A 16498-nucleotide genomic window follows, 5' to 3' on the forward strand; every position below is an offset into this window, starting at 1 on the left:
TTTCTTAACTGGTGATATATTCATACTATTTAAATTTGATAGAATTTAACTTTTGCAAAATTTCATCAAATTCAGTTTTTTTATTCAAGAGAGTTTCAGTTTGTTAATTTTCTTTATCACATATCCTTAATTACCAGGATTATTAAGAAAATTAGATTGGCTATGTCGCTGTGTATTACTGCTTCAATAGATTTCTTCGTATTCATTTATACCTAACAGTTGTATATATTTGTTTCTTTGGTCATCTGTCGCATGGTGCCTATATTTCCAGTAAATGAGAAGACATTTTTTAAATCTCTCTATATTACCTATTTGATTTGCTGTATTCGCCACGTTCAATAGTTCATCCAATCCTTCCGGCAATAGAAGGGTTTCACATTGGTACAGAGCATAGGCGTACCGAAAATCTAAATTCACTTTCTGCTTCAGCCACAGCTCTCCACCAAAAGCCATGTCATCAATGATATGTTGATACCAATCCAAAAGCCGTTTGGCATCCTCTATACGATTCAATTGAACATATGCCTCGAGCACCTTTGGCAAACCAACATACGTATCCTCTCTACCTTCTAACCAAGCAAGATACTCATCTGCATACTCCAAATGTCCAAAATCTAAATAAGCAGCAAACCGGTTTCCTGCGGCTATTTCAGCAAAATATTCGTTTTCTTGAGCATATTGAGAAGTAAGAGCCAATACTTCTTCAAGTGAACCACCCAGGCGTACCAATGCAAAACTTTTATACATAAGAGCCCTGGCATAATACTCACCCTCCTTAATCATGCTTTCCAGTCTCTCAGCGTAATACAGAACTTCTTTCCATTGCTCACGTCGATAGTAATACGCTGTAATCCATAAATACGCTTCCATTCTAACTTCTCTTGGCAAACACATCAGATGCTCTAACACATGTGTAAGTGCCATTTGTGCGTTCTCAGTCATTCTCAGAATGTAAAATCGCCTAAAATAACTGGTTGCCAGTTGTGTTGAGAAATCATTCGATTCATTTTTAATGATCAATTCGTACAGGGGTAACGCCTTCTCCTCTTTTTTCGCTTTCAATAGCTTCTCTGCGACGGTAAAAATATAGGACAAATAATTGTCTGACGTTTCCGCTATCATGATAAGCAACATATCACTCTTCTGTTTTTCATAACCAAGCGTTATACACTTATACAGGAACTGAATACTTCTACGTTTGTCCAATAATTGGTTTTCGTTAAAGCATTCCTCTACATAAAACGGATAAAGAGAACCTTCCCCCAATCCAAGAGCATTTGTAATGGCATCCAGATGCTTTAGTGAAAGTGGTTGCTTGTGATTGAAAGTCCGACTTATATCACTCATATGAATCCCCGAGCGTTGTGCTAAGTCTATTTTTCTCCATCCCAACTCTTTCATAGAGTGCTGAATCTTCTGAAATAAAGTTGCATTCATTTTTCTCACCTGCTATTCGCATTCTAATTCTTTCTTTTTTCTGTGGGCACTATAAAATTTCATCTCTCACTAACCAGTTAGTTTCCATTTCATTCTATAGAGATTTGAGATGATATTATTTCTGAGGAATTTCATCAAATTTATTTAGTTTCTCATTCTCCGAAAATTCCACACAAGAAAAGAGGTGCCCCATAGGACACCTCTTTCTCCATTTCTTGTTATCCCTCTAATTCAAGACCAATTGAACGGAATAATTTTTCCAGAGTCACCTTGCCATGCTTTTCTTTCGGCTTTTTATTCTTTTTGGCACCTGGTCCTTTTTCTAAGAAGTTATTCTCGATGAATCGAAGATCTGTTTCATCGACCTTTCCGTCCTGGTTAATGTCTCCTTTATTGACGCCGATACCTTCTTTTCCATAAGAAAATACGGAAATAATGGCATCTTCAATATCAATCATACTATTTCCATCAACATCACCTGCAAGGTTTATCTTGTAACCTGTTGATATAAACTTCCCATAATGATTTCCTTTTAATGAATATCCGGATATAAAACTTGTGCTTGTTTTTAAGTGTCCTGGAACGTCCACTATTACATTGTACGTCCTACCGTCCGCAGGTACACCTGAAATGGAATATTTCCCACGCGAATCAATCGTTCCTTCGTACTTTTCACCATCCGGAGATAAAGCATATACTTCCGCTCCGATTTCTAAAGCGACTCCATATGGTAAAGTTGTTGAGCCTGGTTTAAGGAAGGCTTCCGGCTTCAAATACCCTTCTATTTCTGAATGTTCAGAAATGAAATCGAAGTAAGATGTACTATAATAGGGTAAAGACAACGGCTGAGAATCCCCCGCTTTTGTGTAGTTAGAAGTTGTTACATTCAGTTTGTCATTTCCATAGAACCACCTATCGTTAATGACCTTAAATGTAACATCCAAGAATGGCATATCTTCATTCAGCCCGGTAAATTCATCCCCATTTATCTCTGCCCCCACCTTTACAGTAGAGTAAAAACTGCCTTCTTTCACTTCGGCTTCTTGAAGGGATGCTTCAAGACCATTTTCTTTTGCATATTTCTTCACTGCCTCATTCAACTTAACTGATTCAAACGAATATTGTTCCCCTTTGAATTCGACAGTGTACTCTCCAGAAACCAGATTCTTTACGTTATTCAGGCTCAGTGTCATCGTAAACGTATCGCCTAATTTTACTTCTTTCTTGTTGTAATCGGAAGTCAGGTATTCAGTACCTTCTTGCAAGAAAATATATCGTTGGTAATTCACATTCGCTGCGATGTCAGTTGCTGCCAAACTTAACCTCAATGGTCCGTCAGCGATATCAGAAGGTTCAATACCAAATTCAGTATTCCCTTCTGAATCTGCAGGAGGGAAACAGCAATTAAAGTATTCACGTGTGCCTGTTGCGATCAAGAATTTGTTCGAAGATTGGTCATAGTCCAATCCTTTTGATTGTAAAGCGCTCACCGTTTCATCCTGTACATTTCCATGAATCCAAAATGCTTCTTTCCCAAATTCTTCTGTGTACATATCTTCACTGATTTCATACACATCAGGAGATTTATCAAAGGCTACTTCAGGCTTTGTATTGTCGATAAAAACAGGTGTGTCGACTGAATAAGTCTTTCCTTCCTCGTCATGCCCGATAAACCCTAACTCGTAGTCTCCTTCAGGAAGATCGATAGGTTGGTCTGATATCGGATTTTGTTTGTCATCAGTAAATGGATAAACTATTCCAGAGAAAACACCAGGAATGTAGTACCTAAAATCAGGTTTAGCACCTGCATCTGCGATTGAAGCGACAAACCCAATGGCATTACCTGTTTGACCATCTTTTACTACAATGTCTATCTTAGTCAGAGGACTTTTCATTTGGAAAGCAGCCGTCAATAGTGGATTGTAATATTGCCATTTTGGCGTATTGTTCGCAAGGGCTGGTCTATCTGTTTCCAGATAATCAAATCCTTTTTCTGTGACTCGAATGGCAAACGGAACCTGATAGGTCTCACTGGAATCACTTGCATTAATCAGATGAATGTATCCTTCATATCGCCCTTCTTCAGCATTTTCCGGGACGGTGATCGTTGGTGAAATTTCTTTAGAATTCCCACCTGAAACTACTACACTAGTTGGAAGATCTAAATGAATTCCATTTTCCACTGAATCACGAATGCCCGCACGGTCGCCATGATATTCGACCTCTACCTTGAATGACTTTTCTTCTTCGCCATTGTTTTCAATGGTCATTTTGCTGCTTTCTTCAACACCTTCTCCAGTTTTATAATGACTACCGAATGAAATCGAAGCAGTCTCTTCATCAATCTCTACCACTTCTCCATTTTCATTTAGATTTTCTGTTCTATCCATCACTTTAATGGACACATCGGCATGTACCGCATCATAAGCATCCACACGTCCTGCACCTTGTTCAAATACAGAAACGTCACCGTTCAAGTCTTCAGCTGTGTTCATCAGTGCGGCTTTTACATCAAACGGAGAATATTCCGGGTGTTCTTGTAGCATTAAAGCTACGACACCTGCCACGTGAGGAGTGGCCATGGAAGTTCCTTGAAGGCGGGCATAGGCATTTGAATAATCTTCTCCTTCTTCAGGGCTATTGATATATTCCGGAATGGTCGAGAAGATCGCGACTCCTGGTGCCACCACATCAGGCTTAATATCATAGCTTCCATTTACAGGTCCTCTTGAGCTGAACCCGGCGAGATTATCCCCTTCTGTTTGAATGCTGGATAAGTTACCAAAGGTAAGAGTTGCGTTATCTCCAAGTCCTTTTAAACGCTCACCATCTGCTTTTGTCATGCGGAATGCAGGGATGAATTCTGCACCTTCCCCTAAATAGGCCTGAATGTCTCCGTCTACGTTATTGTAGATGATGACAGCTTCTGCCCCTGCTTCTTTCGCATGTTTCATCTTATCCACAAATGTAAGTTCTCCACGCTGAATAAGGGCGATTTTCCCAGTGAAGTCTTTTCCTTCGAAATCTGCCTTATACCCAAGTCCTGCAAATACCACTTCCTTGGACTGTTTTTGAAGAGATGATAAATCATTTGTAAAGTTTTTACCCAATAATAAAACATCCTTAAATGATTCTCCATCTACACTAATAGATTCAAAGTTTGCAATATCCATCGCAAAATCACTTGCCCCAACGGTAATTCCAAGAGCAGCAGCTCCAGGAGCCCCCAGTGTTTTTTCATCCGGACCATTGTTACCTGCTGCGACTACTGCAACAACACCTGATAACATGGCATTATTAACGGCAACCGATGTAGGATATAGCGGATCATTGGTTGATGCCCCCAACGATAAGTTCATCACGTCCATCCCATCAGCAACCGCTTGCTCAATCCCTGAAAGTACACTTGTGGATGTTCCTGAACCATAAGGACCCAGAACACGATAGCCATATAAATCGACATCTGGAGCTACTCCCTTAACCGAATAATCGACCGTGTTCTTCTGATTTCCTGCAATCGTTCCCGAAACATGTGTGCCATGCTCCGTATAGTAGGCCGTTCCGGAAGAAGGGTTGATCTCTGGTTCACCGGATTCTTTCCAATCTTCATAGGTCGTTTCCATTGGGTCAGAATCGTTATCGATGAAATCATAACCACCTTTATACGCATCTTGTAGATCTGGGTGATGGTAATCTACCCCTGTGTCGAGCACAGCAACTTTAATACCCTCGCCTCTCACATTTTCATCATGAAGCTTGTCCACATTGATTTGTGGGATGCTATCCATCATTTTAGATTTTGAAGCAGCCTTCTCTATGTTAGGAAGTTCAAGTTGTACTACTTCATCCTTCCACACCCGCTTCACAACCCCGGAAGCAAGTAACCCTTCAATTTCATTCCCTGGTATCGTCATTGCCACCCCTGCGATCGCTGAACGATACTCCTTTGTGATTTTTGCCTCTTTCAGTTGGGGACCTGCACTCTTTTTATTTATCATCGCGTTAAAACTTTGCTTGAATTCACTATGTGCCTTTTCTACTTTTGTATCCGCTGCTTTTGTCGTTGTACGCAATCCCTTTGCAGCTTGTTTCATCATTTCAACTTTAGCAGGAGCTTGTTTGAACTCTACGATTACATCGACAAGCCCATCTGTTTCCGTATTAATATTTGGTGCGATTTCAAAATCCGGCTTTGCTTCGATTTGTTGAAGAGCTTTTCTTTGTGCATCCGTCAAATTGGATAAAACTTTTTCTACGTCTTTTACTTTAGTAAGTTCAGGCTTACTCTCTGCCATAACATTAAATGGAATTCCTGAAGTTCCTAATAAACTAGCAGCAAGCGCAACAGTTAATATTTTTGAATATCGTTTCCCGTTCATACATTTCCCCCCATATTTTCGTCAATCCAAGGTGTAAATCGTCTACTAAAGATTATTGTATTGCTTTTCGATAAATCTGTTAATTGGGAAATTTCTATATATTATTCTATTATCTACTTAATTTATCACCCTTTACTTAGTGAAAAACGGTAAGTCAATAGAAGATATGATCAATAATGTTGGGAAAGTTTTGTCGTATAGTGACATTACACCTATTTTTGTTCGCTGATCTTCCTTAGAATTGAACTGTTGGAATCGCACACCATTAGGTATAAAGATATGTAAAAATTCCACATTTCACAAATTCATGAAATTAAAAAAGCAACTGCTTTTGACAGTTACTTTTATATACTTGTTTACAAGGATTGAAAAGTGATATTTTTACAAATCAGCTATTTTTTGAGTTTTGCTGAAAGAAACAAAATGGCTTGAAAAAATTGACCTTTCAAACCATTTCGCATTAGCTATACTTCTAGTTAGATTATACTCTCATCTTAATTGATCCCTAAGTCTTTCTTTATGTCCTCTAGAGAGTCCCCATTGTACTTATCTTTTGGCTTCGGAGCATTCTCAACTCCTGGATCGGTTTCAAGGAAGTTATACTCTACTAATTCGAAGTCTTTCACATCAATTTTTCCGTCAAAGTTCAGATCCGCATTTTGATCATCTGTTCCCCAGCTGTTTTTCAATTCAATCGCATCCATGATATCAATCACACTGTCCTGATTGATGTCTCCTGCATCTTGCTTTCGAAGAGGCAACGTTCTCCAAGTGCCGACAATCTTGTCTTCCCGCTGTTCATAGACATGGAAAGTCGATTTAACAGGGAAATGACCAGGAACCTTGACTTCCATCTGGAATGGCTTATCTGTCACAGGAAGCTTGACTTTAAAGTCATTGTCTCTAGTGATCTCACCATCATAAATATTGCCTTCGAAATCCGTTACCTTCATTGAAATTGGGACATTTGAAAAGTCTGTTTGCCAATCGAACGAACCGTCAGTGCCAAAGAACCCTTGAGCCATCACATCTCCTTTCACTTCTGAGTGGCTGCGGTTCAGTTCAGTAATGGTTCCTTCAAAATATCCCTTTAAGTTGGAAGTGCTGCCATCAACATCACTATAAGATACTGAATAGGATGGCACTTTTAACATATTATTACTGGAAAATGGAGCATCTTTTACCTCAAAGGATGCTTCAACCATTGGAATATCTCCTGAGACTTCTTCTCCAGCGTCGTCAACTTCAACAGATATTTCTAAATTATTTCTGTAGCTGTTGATTACATTTTCTTCAAATGTCAGTTGAGCTGAACCAAGTTTGGCGAAATCCGGATGGATCCTCACGTCTATTAATTGTAATTGTTCGGTATCATATTGAAGTTTGAACGTGCCTTCTTTTAATTTCTCTACGTTGTCGACCGACAGTGTCATTTTAAGCTCGTCGCCAGCTTTCACCTCATCCTGATCTGTTGACACAGTAGCGTATTGGGTGCCTTTTTCGACGAAGGAATTCAGAATTGGTCCTTTTTGCGCGAAGTTCCCTACAGAATCGTATCCGAAGAAACCGACCGGATAGCTGCTAAGTATCGGGTCCATCAATATTTCATCCGAAATCGTTCCATTGGCATCCGGGTATAAATAGCCATCTGGATATGGAGAACCATAGTAATACTCGATGTAATTCTTGGATTGATCGATTTCAAATCCTGCTGCTTTCATTTCTGCAATATTTTTATCATACATGGTCATTGTGAACGGCAGCGTTTCTGTGCCTTCTTCATATTCATATACACCGTTTGGAAGAGAGCTTGAGAATTCAGGTGCCGTATTATCAATGTACGTATCGGCATCTTTCGTGAATGTCTCACCTTCATTGTCGATACCAATCAGCCTTAACTTGTAATGGCCTTCAGGTGCCAATATAGGATTGACTGAGATGCTGTTATCTCCATAAGGATAGTAGGAACCATTAAATGCAGGCTGTATAATGATCCTTCGCCCTTCTGGAAGACCTTCAGTGTTAAAAGTACCTAACAGCCCCAATTCTTCATTCGTTTTTCCATCAACCAGGACCACACTCATTCGCTTCATCGGTGATTTAAGGGCGAAATCCATAGGTGTAAAATTCTGTACCGGTCTGAATTGATGATTTTCTTTTGTAGAAAAATTCAATGCATTGGCGTATTCTATCCCCTTTTCAGAAACCCTGATACCAAATGGTATTTGATATTCCTCTGACTGATCATCTTCATTCACGTAACGGATATATCCTTCATAGTAACCTTCTTCAGCTGTTTTAGGGACATTCAAGAATACGTTTGTTTTCTTTTTCTTTCCCGCTTTTACTTTAATTTTTTTATCAAAGGTTAAGTGAATTCCATTTTCTGAAGCGTCTAGAGAATGTTTTGTAAACTCTACACTTCCATTAAACGTTTTCGTTTCTTCACCAGAATTTTCAATCATGATCGTACGATGATTTCTGAGTGATTTCCCTTCCACATACTGTAAACCAAAGCTGAGACCACCCGTCAGCTCATCAATCTTCATTTCCTCGCCATTTGCGATGGTTGTCGTCTCATCAATGACCTGGAAATTCATATCTGAATGAATGGCTTCATATGGATCTATTCTTCCGGCACCCACTTCATAGACACTGTAGTCGCCATTCAATGGATCTGCCGTATTCATGAAGATTGATTTCACATCAGCAGGTTCCAAATCAACATTTGATTGTAACAGCAATGCTGCCATACCTGCTACATGTGGGGAAGCCATGGACGTTCCGGACAATCTTGCATAAGCATATTCATAAGAACCATTCTCTTTGTCATTAATATAAGAAGGAACCGTTGACAGAACACCAACACCAGGAGCGACAATTTCAGGCTTGATGTCATAGTTCATTCTGGATGGTCCTCTTGAACTGAAATCGGCAAGGCTGTCACCTTCTGTCGTTATGGCACCAAGATCGCTAAAGCTGAACATTTTTCCCTCCTGGATGCTCGCCTTTAGTGCTTCTCCATCTGCCTTCGTCAAGGAAAATGTAGGGATATAATCGACTCCCTCACCTAGGTAATGGGGGATATGTCCTTCTTCTTCATTGTTATACAGAAGAATCGCTTTAGCCCCCCGCTGCTTTGCTGCCTTAATTTTATCGACGAAAGCAATTTCTCCTCGGCTGATTAAGGCGATTTTCCCCTCTATACTCTTACCTATGAAATCGCCTGGTTTCCCAAGATCAACATCAACGATTTCCAAGCTTTTTCCTTCTAAATCGTCCAAATAATCACTGTAGTTTCTCGCCATTAACTGAAGGCTTACTTTTTCAGAATCATATTGACCGTTGAACGTCGGGATATCTATTGGAACATCACTTGCTCCGACTGTTAAGGCTAGGGCGGCTGTCCCAGGAGAACCTAAAGTGAAGGAATCACTTCCGGCATTACCCGCCGACACCACAGCTGTCACTCCACTCAAAACGGCATTGTTAATTGCTACGGAAGTCGGGTACAACGGATCATTTACACTCGCACCAAGTGAAAGGTTAATGACATCCATTCCGTCTGCAACAGCCCGATCAATTCCAGCAATGACGCCTTCACTACTGCCGCTGCCATAAGGTCCGAGAACACGATAGCCATAAATGTCTGCTTCCGGTGCAACCCCTTTGATATTGTATTCGCTTTCATTATCGCCTTCACCGGCAATCGTTCCTGCAACATGTGTTCCATGTTCTGTGTAATAGCTATTTCCATTTGAAAATTCAGGACTGCCGGATCCTTTCCAGTCCTCATACGTCGCTTCCATCGGATCCTCATCATTGTCAATGAAGTCATAACCGCCTTTATAGACTTCGTCGAGGTCAGGGTGATTATAATCGATCCCTGTATCAAGGACACCCACTTTAATTCCTTTACCTGTAAAACCTTCACTATGTAGTTTGTCAACCCCTAAGTAAGGAAGGCTCTCCATCATGTAATCTTCAGCTTGCTCGTTTGAGAGAGTTTTTGTTTGGACTGGCGGGTCAATTTGAACTTCGACGTCGCTGTATACAGATCTGACGACATCAAGAGCAAGTAATTCTTCGATTCTATTAGCTGGAAGTTCCACGGAGACACCGTTCATAGCATTCTTATAGGTTTTCCCAACCTTGAAATCATTGCTTCCTTTGCCTTTGAACATTTTCGATATTTCATTTTTGAAGGTTTTCTGATCTTTTTCTACATCGACTTTGGCTTTACTTACGTCCAGTTTTTTTCCTTCCAGCTTTGCTTTTAATTGGGCGACTTTCTCAGGATGGTGGTCAAGCTGTACAATGACTTTAACAGAATCTTCACTTTCAAGATTTACAGTTTGAGATAAATAGAGTCCTTGTTTTTCAACTGACTGAAGCTGTCTATAGTTTTCCAGCTGCTGTGGAGTCATGTTAGCCAGTACGGATTCAATAGAAGTTGGCTTTTCTGCGAGGACATTAATCGCCGGGATATTCCCAGAACCAAGCAGAAGTCCTGCACTTAAAGTATAAACTAACATATTCTTTTTGCTCTTCATCTTACTTACCCATCCCCTTTATCTGAATTTTCCATCAATTAGAATATAGCATGGAGATGGATTGTTACATATAGGGGGAAAATGATAGGTTAATAGGCATGATTCCTTTGCCTCAATAAAGTAGTTTTATAGTTACTTCCACACCTATAGACACAATAGATAGCCTGTTATTATCAGGAATGAATTTCCTCAACCTCTTTTTTAAATTAGCTGTTTTTTCATTCAATCATTAACAACTGATGTAGGGGGAGGTCTGGACTTTGTTCCTGATTCATTTTCCCAATATGAGACTTATCATTTTAGAGAATTCTTTATAAGCTTTACACCTAGGAATTTCAGGGACTACTCCCCAAGAAAAACGCTATCATTAACAAACCTGCCACTACCAGGTTTCCCGAAGAAGTAATTTCCCCTAAATAATGTTAAACTTCTCCTTCCATATGAGTCTTACATACTATTTCCACAAGGTATATAATCCCTGTTTATTTTCATAAATGGCGCTATTTGTTCTTTATATAGGATAGAGTAGTAGTTGATTCCCGCTCCGGTTCGTTTTAATACTCCCTATAAAATTACACTCTTTTAGAAAAAAGCCTCATAAAAAGATAAAAACAGGCAACTGATTGACAGTTGCTTGTTAGAAAACCCATCTTAATTGGGATTACCATTATTAAAGATTAATTTCCTTAAGAGTTCATTCGATAACTGAAAGTATTTATTGGAAGAAGCAAGATCCCCTTTTTCTTTAAAAAATTCTGCTAATCGCTCGGAATATGAGACTGCTTTATAAAGGTTATCCTTTATCATCATAGGCAAACCATAATCGATTAGATAATTGGTAAGCCTATTGTCATCTTTTATTGCATCCAGATACAGTACCATTAACTCTACATACGTACTAGATTTTTGCTCTTTAAAATCCTTCAGAATGTCCTGCAAAAGATTTACGGCCCGATCGTTTTCCTCAAGATCTAACAAAACCTGTACAACTTCACCCAATGTACTGTAATAACCGATTGTATGCTTCTTTTTCAAATTAAGAGACTTTGTGAAAAACTCTAAAGACTCATGGAGTTTTCCTTTTTTATTATATAACAATCCAAAATTATGAAGGGCACTTATTTTAGTATCATTGTCCTTTAACATTTCTGCATCATTTAAAGCTGTTTCGAGCATGATTTCTGCCCGTTCCAGATCATTTATATATATTAAGTTAGCCGAAAGTCCGATTTTCACATGTAGGATTCGCAAGATATTCCCTGTATTCTGAAAGATACGTAAAGCTTTATGAGAGTAATGGAGTGACAATGTAAAATGCTTTAATAGTCCATGATTGGCGGCTTTGTAATAATAGTAATCCGTTACTTTTTCACTAAATAGATCTGCTTTATCCTCTATGCTATCTAAAATGCCTATCGCTTTAACATATTGCTGTTTCCGACCATAATAAATACCCTGAAAGAACTCCCAGAGAAACCGTTCAAATGTAGAAAATTTCGTCATATTTTTTTTAAGTTCAAAGGAAACATATTCAAATTCAGCTATATTATTAGTAAATAATAAATATCGAAGCATATAAAGCTCATATAAGTAAACCATTTCCGTACATTGAAGAAAATCTTTATGCTTCACTAGCTCTTGATAAAGTCTTTCGGCATGATCTCGATGCAGTCTCTCGATCGCTTCATAGAATTGGGCAAGCTGACGCTTTAAGAATTGCGTTTTCTTGGTTTCCTCTTCAATCGAAATACCTAGTCGTTTGCAAAGCATTTCCAAGGTTTCAAGATTCCCTTCTTTAGTACTATTCTCGATCTTACTTAAATGGGTCGTAGAGCAGATTCCTTGACAAAGCTGTTCTTGCGTCTTATTTTGTTTCTTTCGATGGTAATAAATAATCCTCCCGATAGACATCCTGAACACTTCCCCCTTTGTACTTACTCTTATTATACATGGGTTCACTTTATCTTTTAAGACTCCCTCTATAATTCTTGCAACAATGGATTATACTTTCCCTCACCCCACTTTCATAAGTAACTCGCTGACAAAGTCATTAAAGATTATTGATCTATATGGAGAAAAACCAACATACTATTAATCTAAAATAATTCATTCACAAATGTAATTGGAAAATTGGTTAAGAGAATATCTTTACCAAATAAATAAAAAAGCTTGCAGAGAAAAATGATTTTCCCTGCAAACCCGAAATCTCTTTTTTTATAGAGACTAATTATTGATACTTTTTTCTTGTATTTTCTATGCCCGATCAAATAACACCCTGCCCGCAATCCCGGGATTGGTCATTTCATAAGGATTCAAAATCAAATCAAGCTCTTCCTCAGTCAGAACATCATATTCCAGGCAAAGTTCTCTAACAGATTTCCCTTTTATAATGGCTTCCCTGGCAATCCGGGACACGACTTCATATCCTAAGTGTGGATTGACCGCAGTTATGATCCCCACGCTATTTTCTACATATTCTTTCATACGTGTTTCGTTCGCTTCGATTCCAACAAGACAGTTGTCCGTAAAGCTTCTGAAGGCATTGTTCATAATGCTGATGGATTGAAGGAGATTGAATACGAGTACAGGTTCCATCACGTTCAGTTCAAGCTGACCGGCTTCAGAAGCCAATGAAATGGTATGATCATTTCCAATAACCTGAAAGGCCACTTGGTTGATCAGTTCCGGCATGACCGGATTCACTTTACCAGGCATGATGGAAGAACCAGGCTGTCTGGATGGCAGTGATATTTCACCAAGTCCGGCGCGTGGCCCTGAAGCCATCATACGCAGATCATTGGCGATCTTGGACATATTGACCATACATACCTTCAGTGCAGCTGAAACTTCTGTGTATGCGTCTGTATTTTGCGTAGCATCGACAAGGTGCACAGCCCCGGTAAGTGGCAAACCACTGATATCAGCCAGATGCTTCACGACACTCTTGATATAAGCAGGATCCGCGTTCAATCCAGTTCCTACTGCAGTCGCCCCCATATTTACTTCATAGAGGTGATCCCGTGTTCGTCCGATACGTTTAATATCACGCTCCACTACCCTGCTATAAGCTTCAAACTCCTGACCAAGGCGAATTGGAACTGCGTCTTGAAGATGAGTACGCCCCATTTTAATGACGTGATCGAACTCCTGTGCTTTCTTTTTAAAGGCGTTCAGCATATGTTCCATCGTGACAAGAAGTTTCTCTAATAATTTCAGAGTGGAAATATGGATTACTGTCGGGAATACGTCATTGGTTGACTGTGACATATTCACATGACTGTTCGGGCTTACCTTTCCATATTCCCCTTTACGATGGGACATAAGCTCCAGGGCACGATTGGCAATGACTTCATTAGCGTTCATGTTGATGGAAGTTCCTGCCCCTCCCTGGATGGGATCGACGATAAAGAATTCATGAAGCTTCCCTTCCAAGATTTCATCAGAAGCTTGCACGATGGCTTGACCGATCCCGTCATAAAGACGTGTGGTTTCCATGTTTGCTAATGCTGCCGCTTTCTTCACGACTGCTAAGGCATCGATCATCTCTTTATGAATTTTATACCCGGTAACCGGAAAGTTTTCCACTGCCCGTAAGGTTTGAATTCCATAGTACACATCTTCAGGAACTTCTTTTTCTCCAAGAAAATCTTTTTCTACTCTATATCTGCTCGTTATATTTATCATAGGTACTCTCCCTAATTCAATTTATTCCCTCTACAAATGATGATTCTATCAATTCCCTTAATAAGAGGCAATGTTTTATGTCTTCATTTTTTATTATCAATGACTCAAATGAGATGAACTTTGATAAGTTCCGAATTTTCTTGATATTATTTCTGATTATATCATCAACATGCTATAATCCTTTTGTAAGATTATTTCAATTTATAGGAGTGATAGTAATGTCAGTGAATGCGTATCTTAATTTTAACGGTAATTGTAGAGAAGCTGTAGAGTTTTACGCTGAAGTATTTGAAACAGAGGCACCACATATTATGAGTTTTGGCGAAAATCCACCACATCCAGAATTCACTCTTCCAGATGAAGCGAAGAATTTGGTTATGCACACAAGACTGACGATTGATGGCAGTAACATCATGTTTTCGGATGTTTTTCCTGGAATGCCTTTTGTGGAAGGTACAAATATCACCCTTGCAATAGTAAACAATAATATGGAAGAATTGAAAACACGTTTTCATAAACTGAAAGAAGGCGGTAAGGTGGATATGGAGCTTCAGGAGACATTCTGGAGTAAGTTGTATGGTCAAGTTACTGATAAATTTGGCATTCAGTGGCAGTTTAACTATGAGAGTGAAGACGTATAAGTCGTTATATTTTTAGTGCACAAATGATTAAGGTTCCAGAAACTTTATTTCACCAAAGTTTTTGGAACCTTTTTTATTATTCGTTCACCTCGACAGTGTACAGCATACATTTAAGCTTTACAGTCATCTCATCCAGGGCACGTTTGGCTTCATCTACCGTTCCTATCATATTAATGAAACTATGAACCATATCTTCATAATGCAGCAGTTCGACGTTAATCCCAGCCTTCTTCAGACGTTCACCGAAAGCTAACCCTTCTTCCCTCAGAGGATCGAATTCAGCTGTAACAAGTAGAGTATTGGGCAAACTTTCCATGGAGTGTACTCTTAGAGGTGAAACATATACCTCCGAGCCTTCAGATGGGACATTCAAATAATGTCCCCAAAACCATTTCATTTTTTCATTTGTGAGATTATATGTATGCTTTTCTCTGTAGGAAAGTGTGTCAAAGTTATAGTCCATAACGGGGGTAATAAGAACTTGAAGGAACAACTTGTATTCTTCAGAACCCCTGAAGTATATGGCAGCAGCGGCCGCTAAGTTGCCTCCTGAGCTTTCACCACCGACGGCGATTCTTTTTATGTCCCCTTTCAATCTTTCCCTATTCCTAAATGTCCATTTAATGGATTCAATTACATCCCGAAACGCCGAAGGATATTTATGTTCAGGGGCGAGGCGATATCCGACTGAAACGACAACGATGCCGGCGTGCTTTGATAAATGCCTGCATAGGTTATCTGCACTATCTAAATCTCCAAATACCCAGCCTCCCCCATGGGAATATATGAGGACAGGGTAAGGACCTTCTCCATTTGGTGTATAGATTCGAACCGGAATGTCATGCCCCTCTGATGAAGGAATGAATTTATCTTCAACAACCAAACCACCGACGGAAATGGTAGTGAAGAATTCTCTGGCACTTTTATAAAATTTTCTGGATTGCTCTGGAGTCAGAATATCCAATGGGGGATGATTAAGTTCTTTCATTTTCTCACTAATCGTATGTAATAGTTCGCTTACTTGAGGATTAAGAGGCGTCTTCACTTTCATCAGACTAATTCATTCCTTTGCGAATTCATAGATTTCAGCCACTCTACCTGCATATCCTCATCTTTCATTTTCTCAATGACCGAATCTCTCTCTCCCACAATCAACGAAGCTTTTTTATTCTGAAGATTAATTTTATTGATTACTTTACCTCCTAATTTTTTCAATATCGGAATCACAATCCGATTGCGAATATCAGGTTCTCCTATAATTCTTCTTGCTCCCTTATAGTGATCAAATAAAAAAATGATCATTGATCTAATAATGGAAAGTCCGTCTTCTCTATTTAAATATTCCCTGGGACCAATCAGTAAGTGCATGCCTAAATCTCCATTCTGATACTCATAGAATTCCTTGATTGGATCTGTTTCAATGGAGTAGGCAATCAGGTAACACACTGGTTCACCGTTAAATGTTCCTATGTAAATATCTTTATGATTTGCTTCGATAGACTGCTTTAACCATTGTTTAAACTCTGACAGTGGCAGGTCCAACTTCCAAAATGGGGCAATATGAGGTTGTTGCATCCATTCATGGAGAGTGGACAAATCCCGATCGAAATCCACCGGACGGAACAAAAAGTTATCTGCCTTGTCTCCTTTTATAATAAAGAATTCTGATTCATTAACTGTTTTAATCATGGTCTATCCCCCTGTTCATTCAACTATAGTGATAATGATTATCATTATCACGCACATTGATATTATATGAATATGGGGTTACACTTGTCAACCAACCTTTTGACCTATGTATACT

Annotated in this window: 8 protein-coding genes; 1 reads left to right on the plus strand and 7 read right to left on the minus strand. The window is 39.2% G+C overall.

The features are described 5' to 3' along the window. Positions 1-183 precede the first annotated feature (183 nt). The 5 genes from ACYH0O_RS21515 to aspA all read right to left on the minus strand — a co-directional run bounded on the left by ACYH0O_RS21515 (position 184) and on the right by aspA (position 14053). Complete coding sequence (locus tag ACYH0O_RS21515; protein WP_482630265.1) at positions 184-1437, minus strand: helix-turn-helix domain-containing protein; 1254 nt, start codon at positions 1435-1437, stop codon at positions 184-186. 218 nt (positions 1438-1655) lie between these two features. Then, entirely contained in the window at positions 1656-5816 is a 4161-nt protein-coding gene (locus tag ACYH0O_RS21520; protein WP_482630266.1) for a S8 family serine peptidase, read from the minus strand. A 494-nt stretch (positions 5817-6310) separates the two neighbouring features. Further along, on the minus strand, positions 6311-10369 hold the full coding sequence (locus ACYH0O_RS21525) for a S8 family serine peptidase (protein WP_482630267.1): 4059 nt from the start codon (positions 10367-10369) through the stop codon (positions 6311-6313). A gap of 651 nt (positions 10370-11020) precedes the next feature. Continuing rightward, positions 11021-12280 carry a helix-turn-helix domain-containing protein gene (locus ACYH0O_RS21530; RefSeq protein ID WP_482630268.1) on the minus strand — a complete coding sequence of 420 codons (1260 nt, stop codon included), beginning with the start codon at positions 12278-12280 and terminating at the stop codon, positions 11021-11023. A gap of 342 nt (positions 12281-12622) precedes the next feature. Continuing rightward, a complete protein-coding gene (gene aspA, locus ACYH0O_RS21535; RefSeq protein ID WP_482630269.1) occupies positions 12623-14053 on the minus strand; it encodes an aspartate ammonia-lyase in 1431 nt (476 codons plus the stop codon). 218 nt (positions 14054-14271) lie between these two features. On the opposite strand from aspA, the gene ACYH0O_RS21540 reads away from it, so the two are divergent. Continuing rightward, positions 14272-14694, plus strand: a complete 423-nt coding sequence (locus ACYH0O_RS21540) for a VOC family protein (protein ID WP_482630270.1) — start codon at positions 14272-14274, stop codon at positions 14692-14694. Positions 14695-14770: 76 nt separating this feature from the next. Here the strand turns inward: ACYH0O_RS21540 and ACYH0O_RS21545 are convergent, their stop codons facing one another. Further along, on the minus strand, positions 14771-15745 hold the full coding sequence (locus ACYH0O_RS21545) for an alpha/beta hydrolase (protein WP_482630271.1): 975 nt from the start codon (positions 15743-15745) through the stop codon (positions 14771-14773). After that, complete coding sequence (locus ACYH0O_RS21550; protein ID WP_482630272.1) at positions 15745-16383, minus strand: GNAT family N-acetyltransferase; 639 nt, start codon at positions 16381-16383, stop codon at positions 15745-15747. Before ACYH0O_RS21550 ends, ACYH0O_RS21545 begins: the two co-directional genes overlap by 1 nt. Positions 16384-16498 lie beyond the last annotated feature (115 nt).

It is taken from the genome of Rossellomorea sp. H136 (genome assembly GCF_056838065.1).

Bases quoted from the DNA above. Each gene is read 5' to 3' on its own strand.
- ACYH0O_RS21515 (WP_482630265.1), bottom strand. From the start codon at position 1,437: ATGAATGCAACTTTATTTCAGAAGATTCAGCACTCTATGAAAGAGTTG.
- ACYH0O_RS21520 (WP_482630266.1), bottom strand. From the start codon at position 5,816: ATGAACGGGAAACGATATTCAAAAATATTAACTGTTGCGCTTGCTGCT.
- ACYH0O_RS21525 (WP_482630267.1), bottom strand. From the start codon at position 10,369: ATGAAGAGCAAAAAGAATATGTTAGTTTATACTTTAAGTGCAGGACTT.
- ACYH0O_RS21530 (WP_482630268.1), bottom strand. From the start codon at position 12,280: ATGTCTATCGGGAGGATTATTTATTACCATCGAAAGAAACAAAATAAG.
- aspA (WP_482630269.1), bottom strand. From the start codon at position 14,053: ATGATAAATATAACGAGCAGATATAGAGTAGAAAAAGATTTTCTTGGA.
- ACYH0O_RS21540 (WP_482630270.1), top strand. From the start codon at position 14,272: ATGTCAGTGAATGCGTATCTTAATTTTAACGGTAATTGTAGAGAAGCT.
- ACYH0O_RS21545 (WP_482630271.1), bottom strand. From the start codon at position 15,745: ATGAAAGTGAAGACGCCTCTTAATCCTCAAGTAAGCGAACTATTACAT.
- ACYH0O_RS21550 (WP_482630272.1), bottom strand. From the start codon at position 16,383: ATGATTAAAACAGTTAATGAATCAGAATTCTTTATTATAAAAGGAGAC.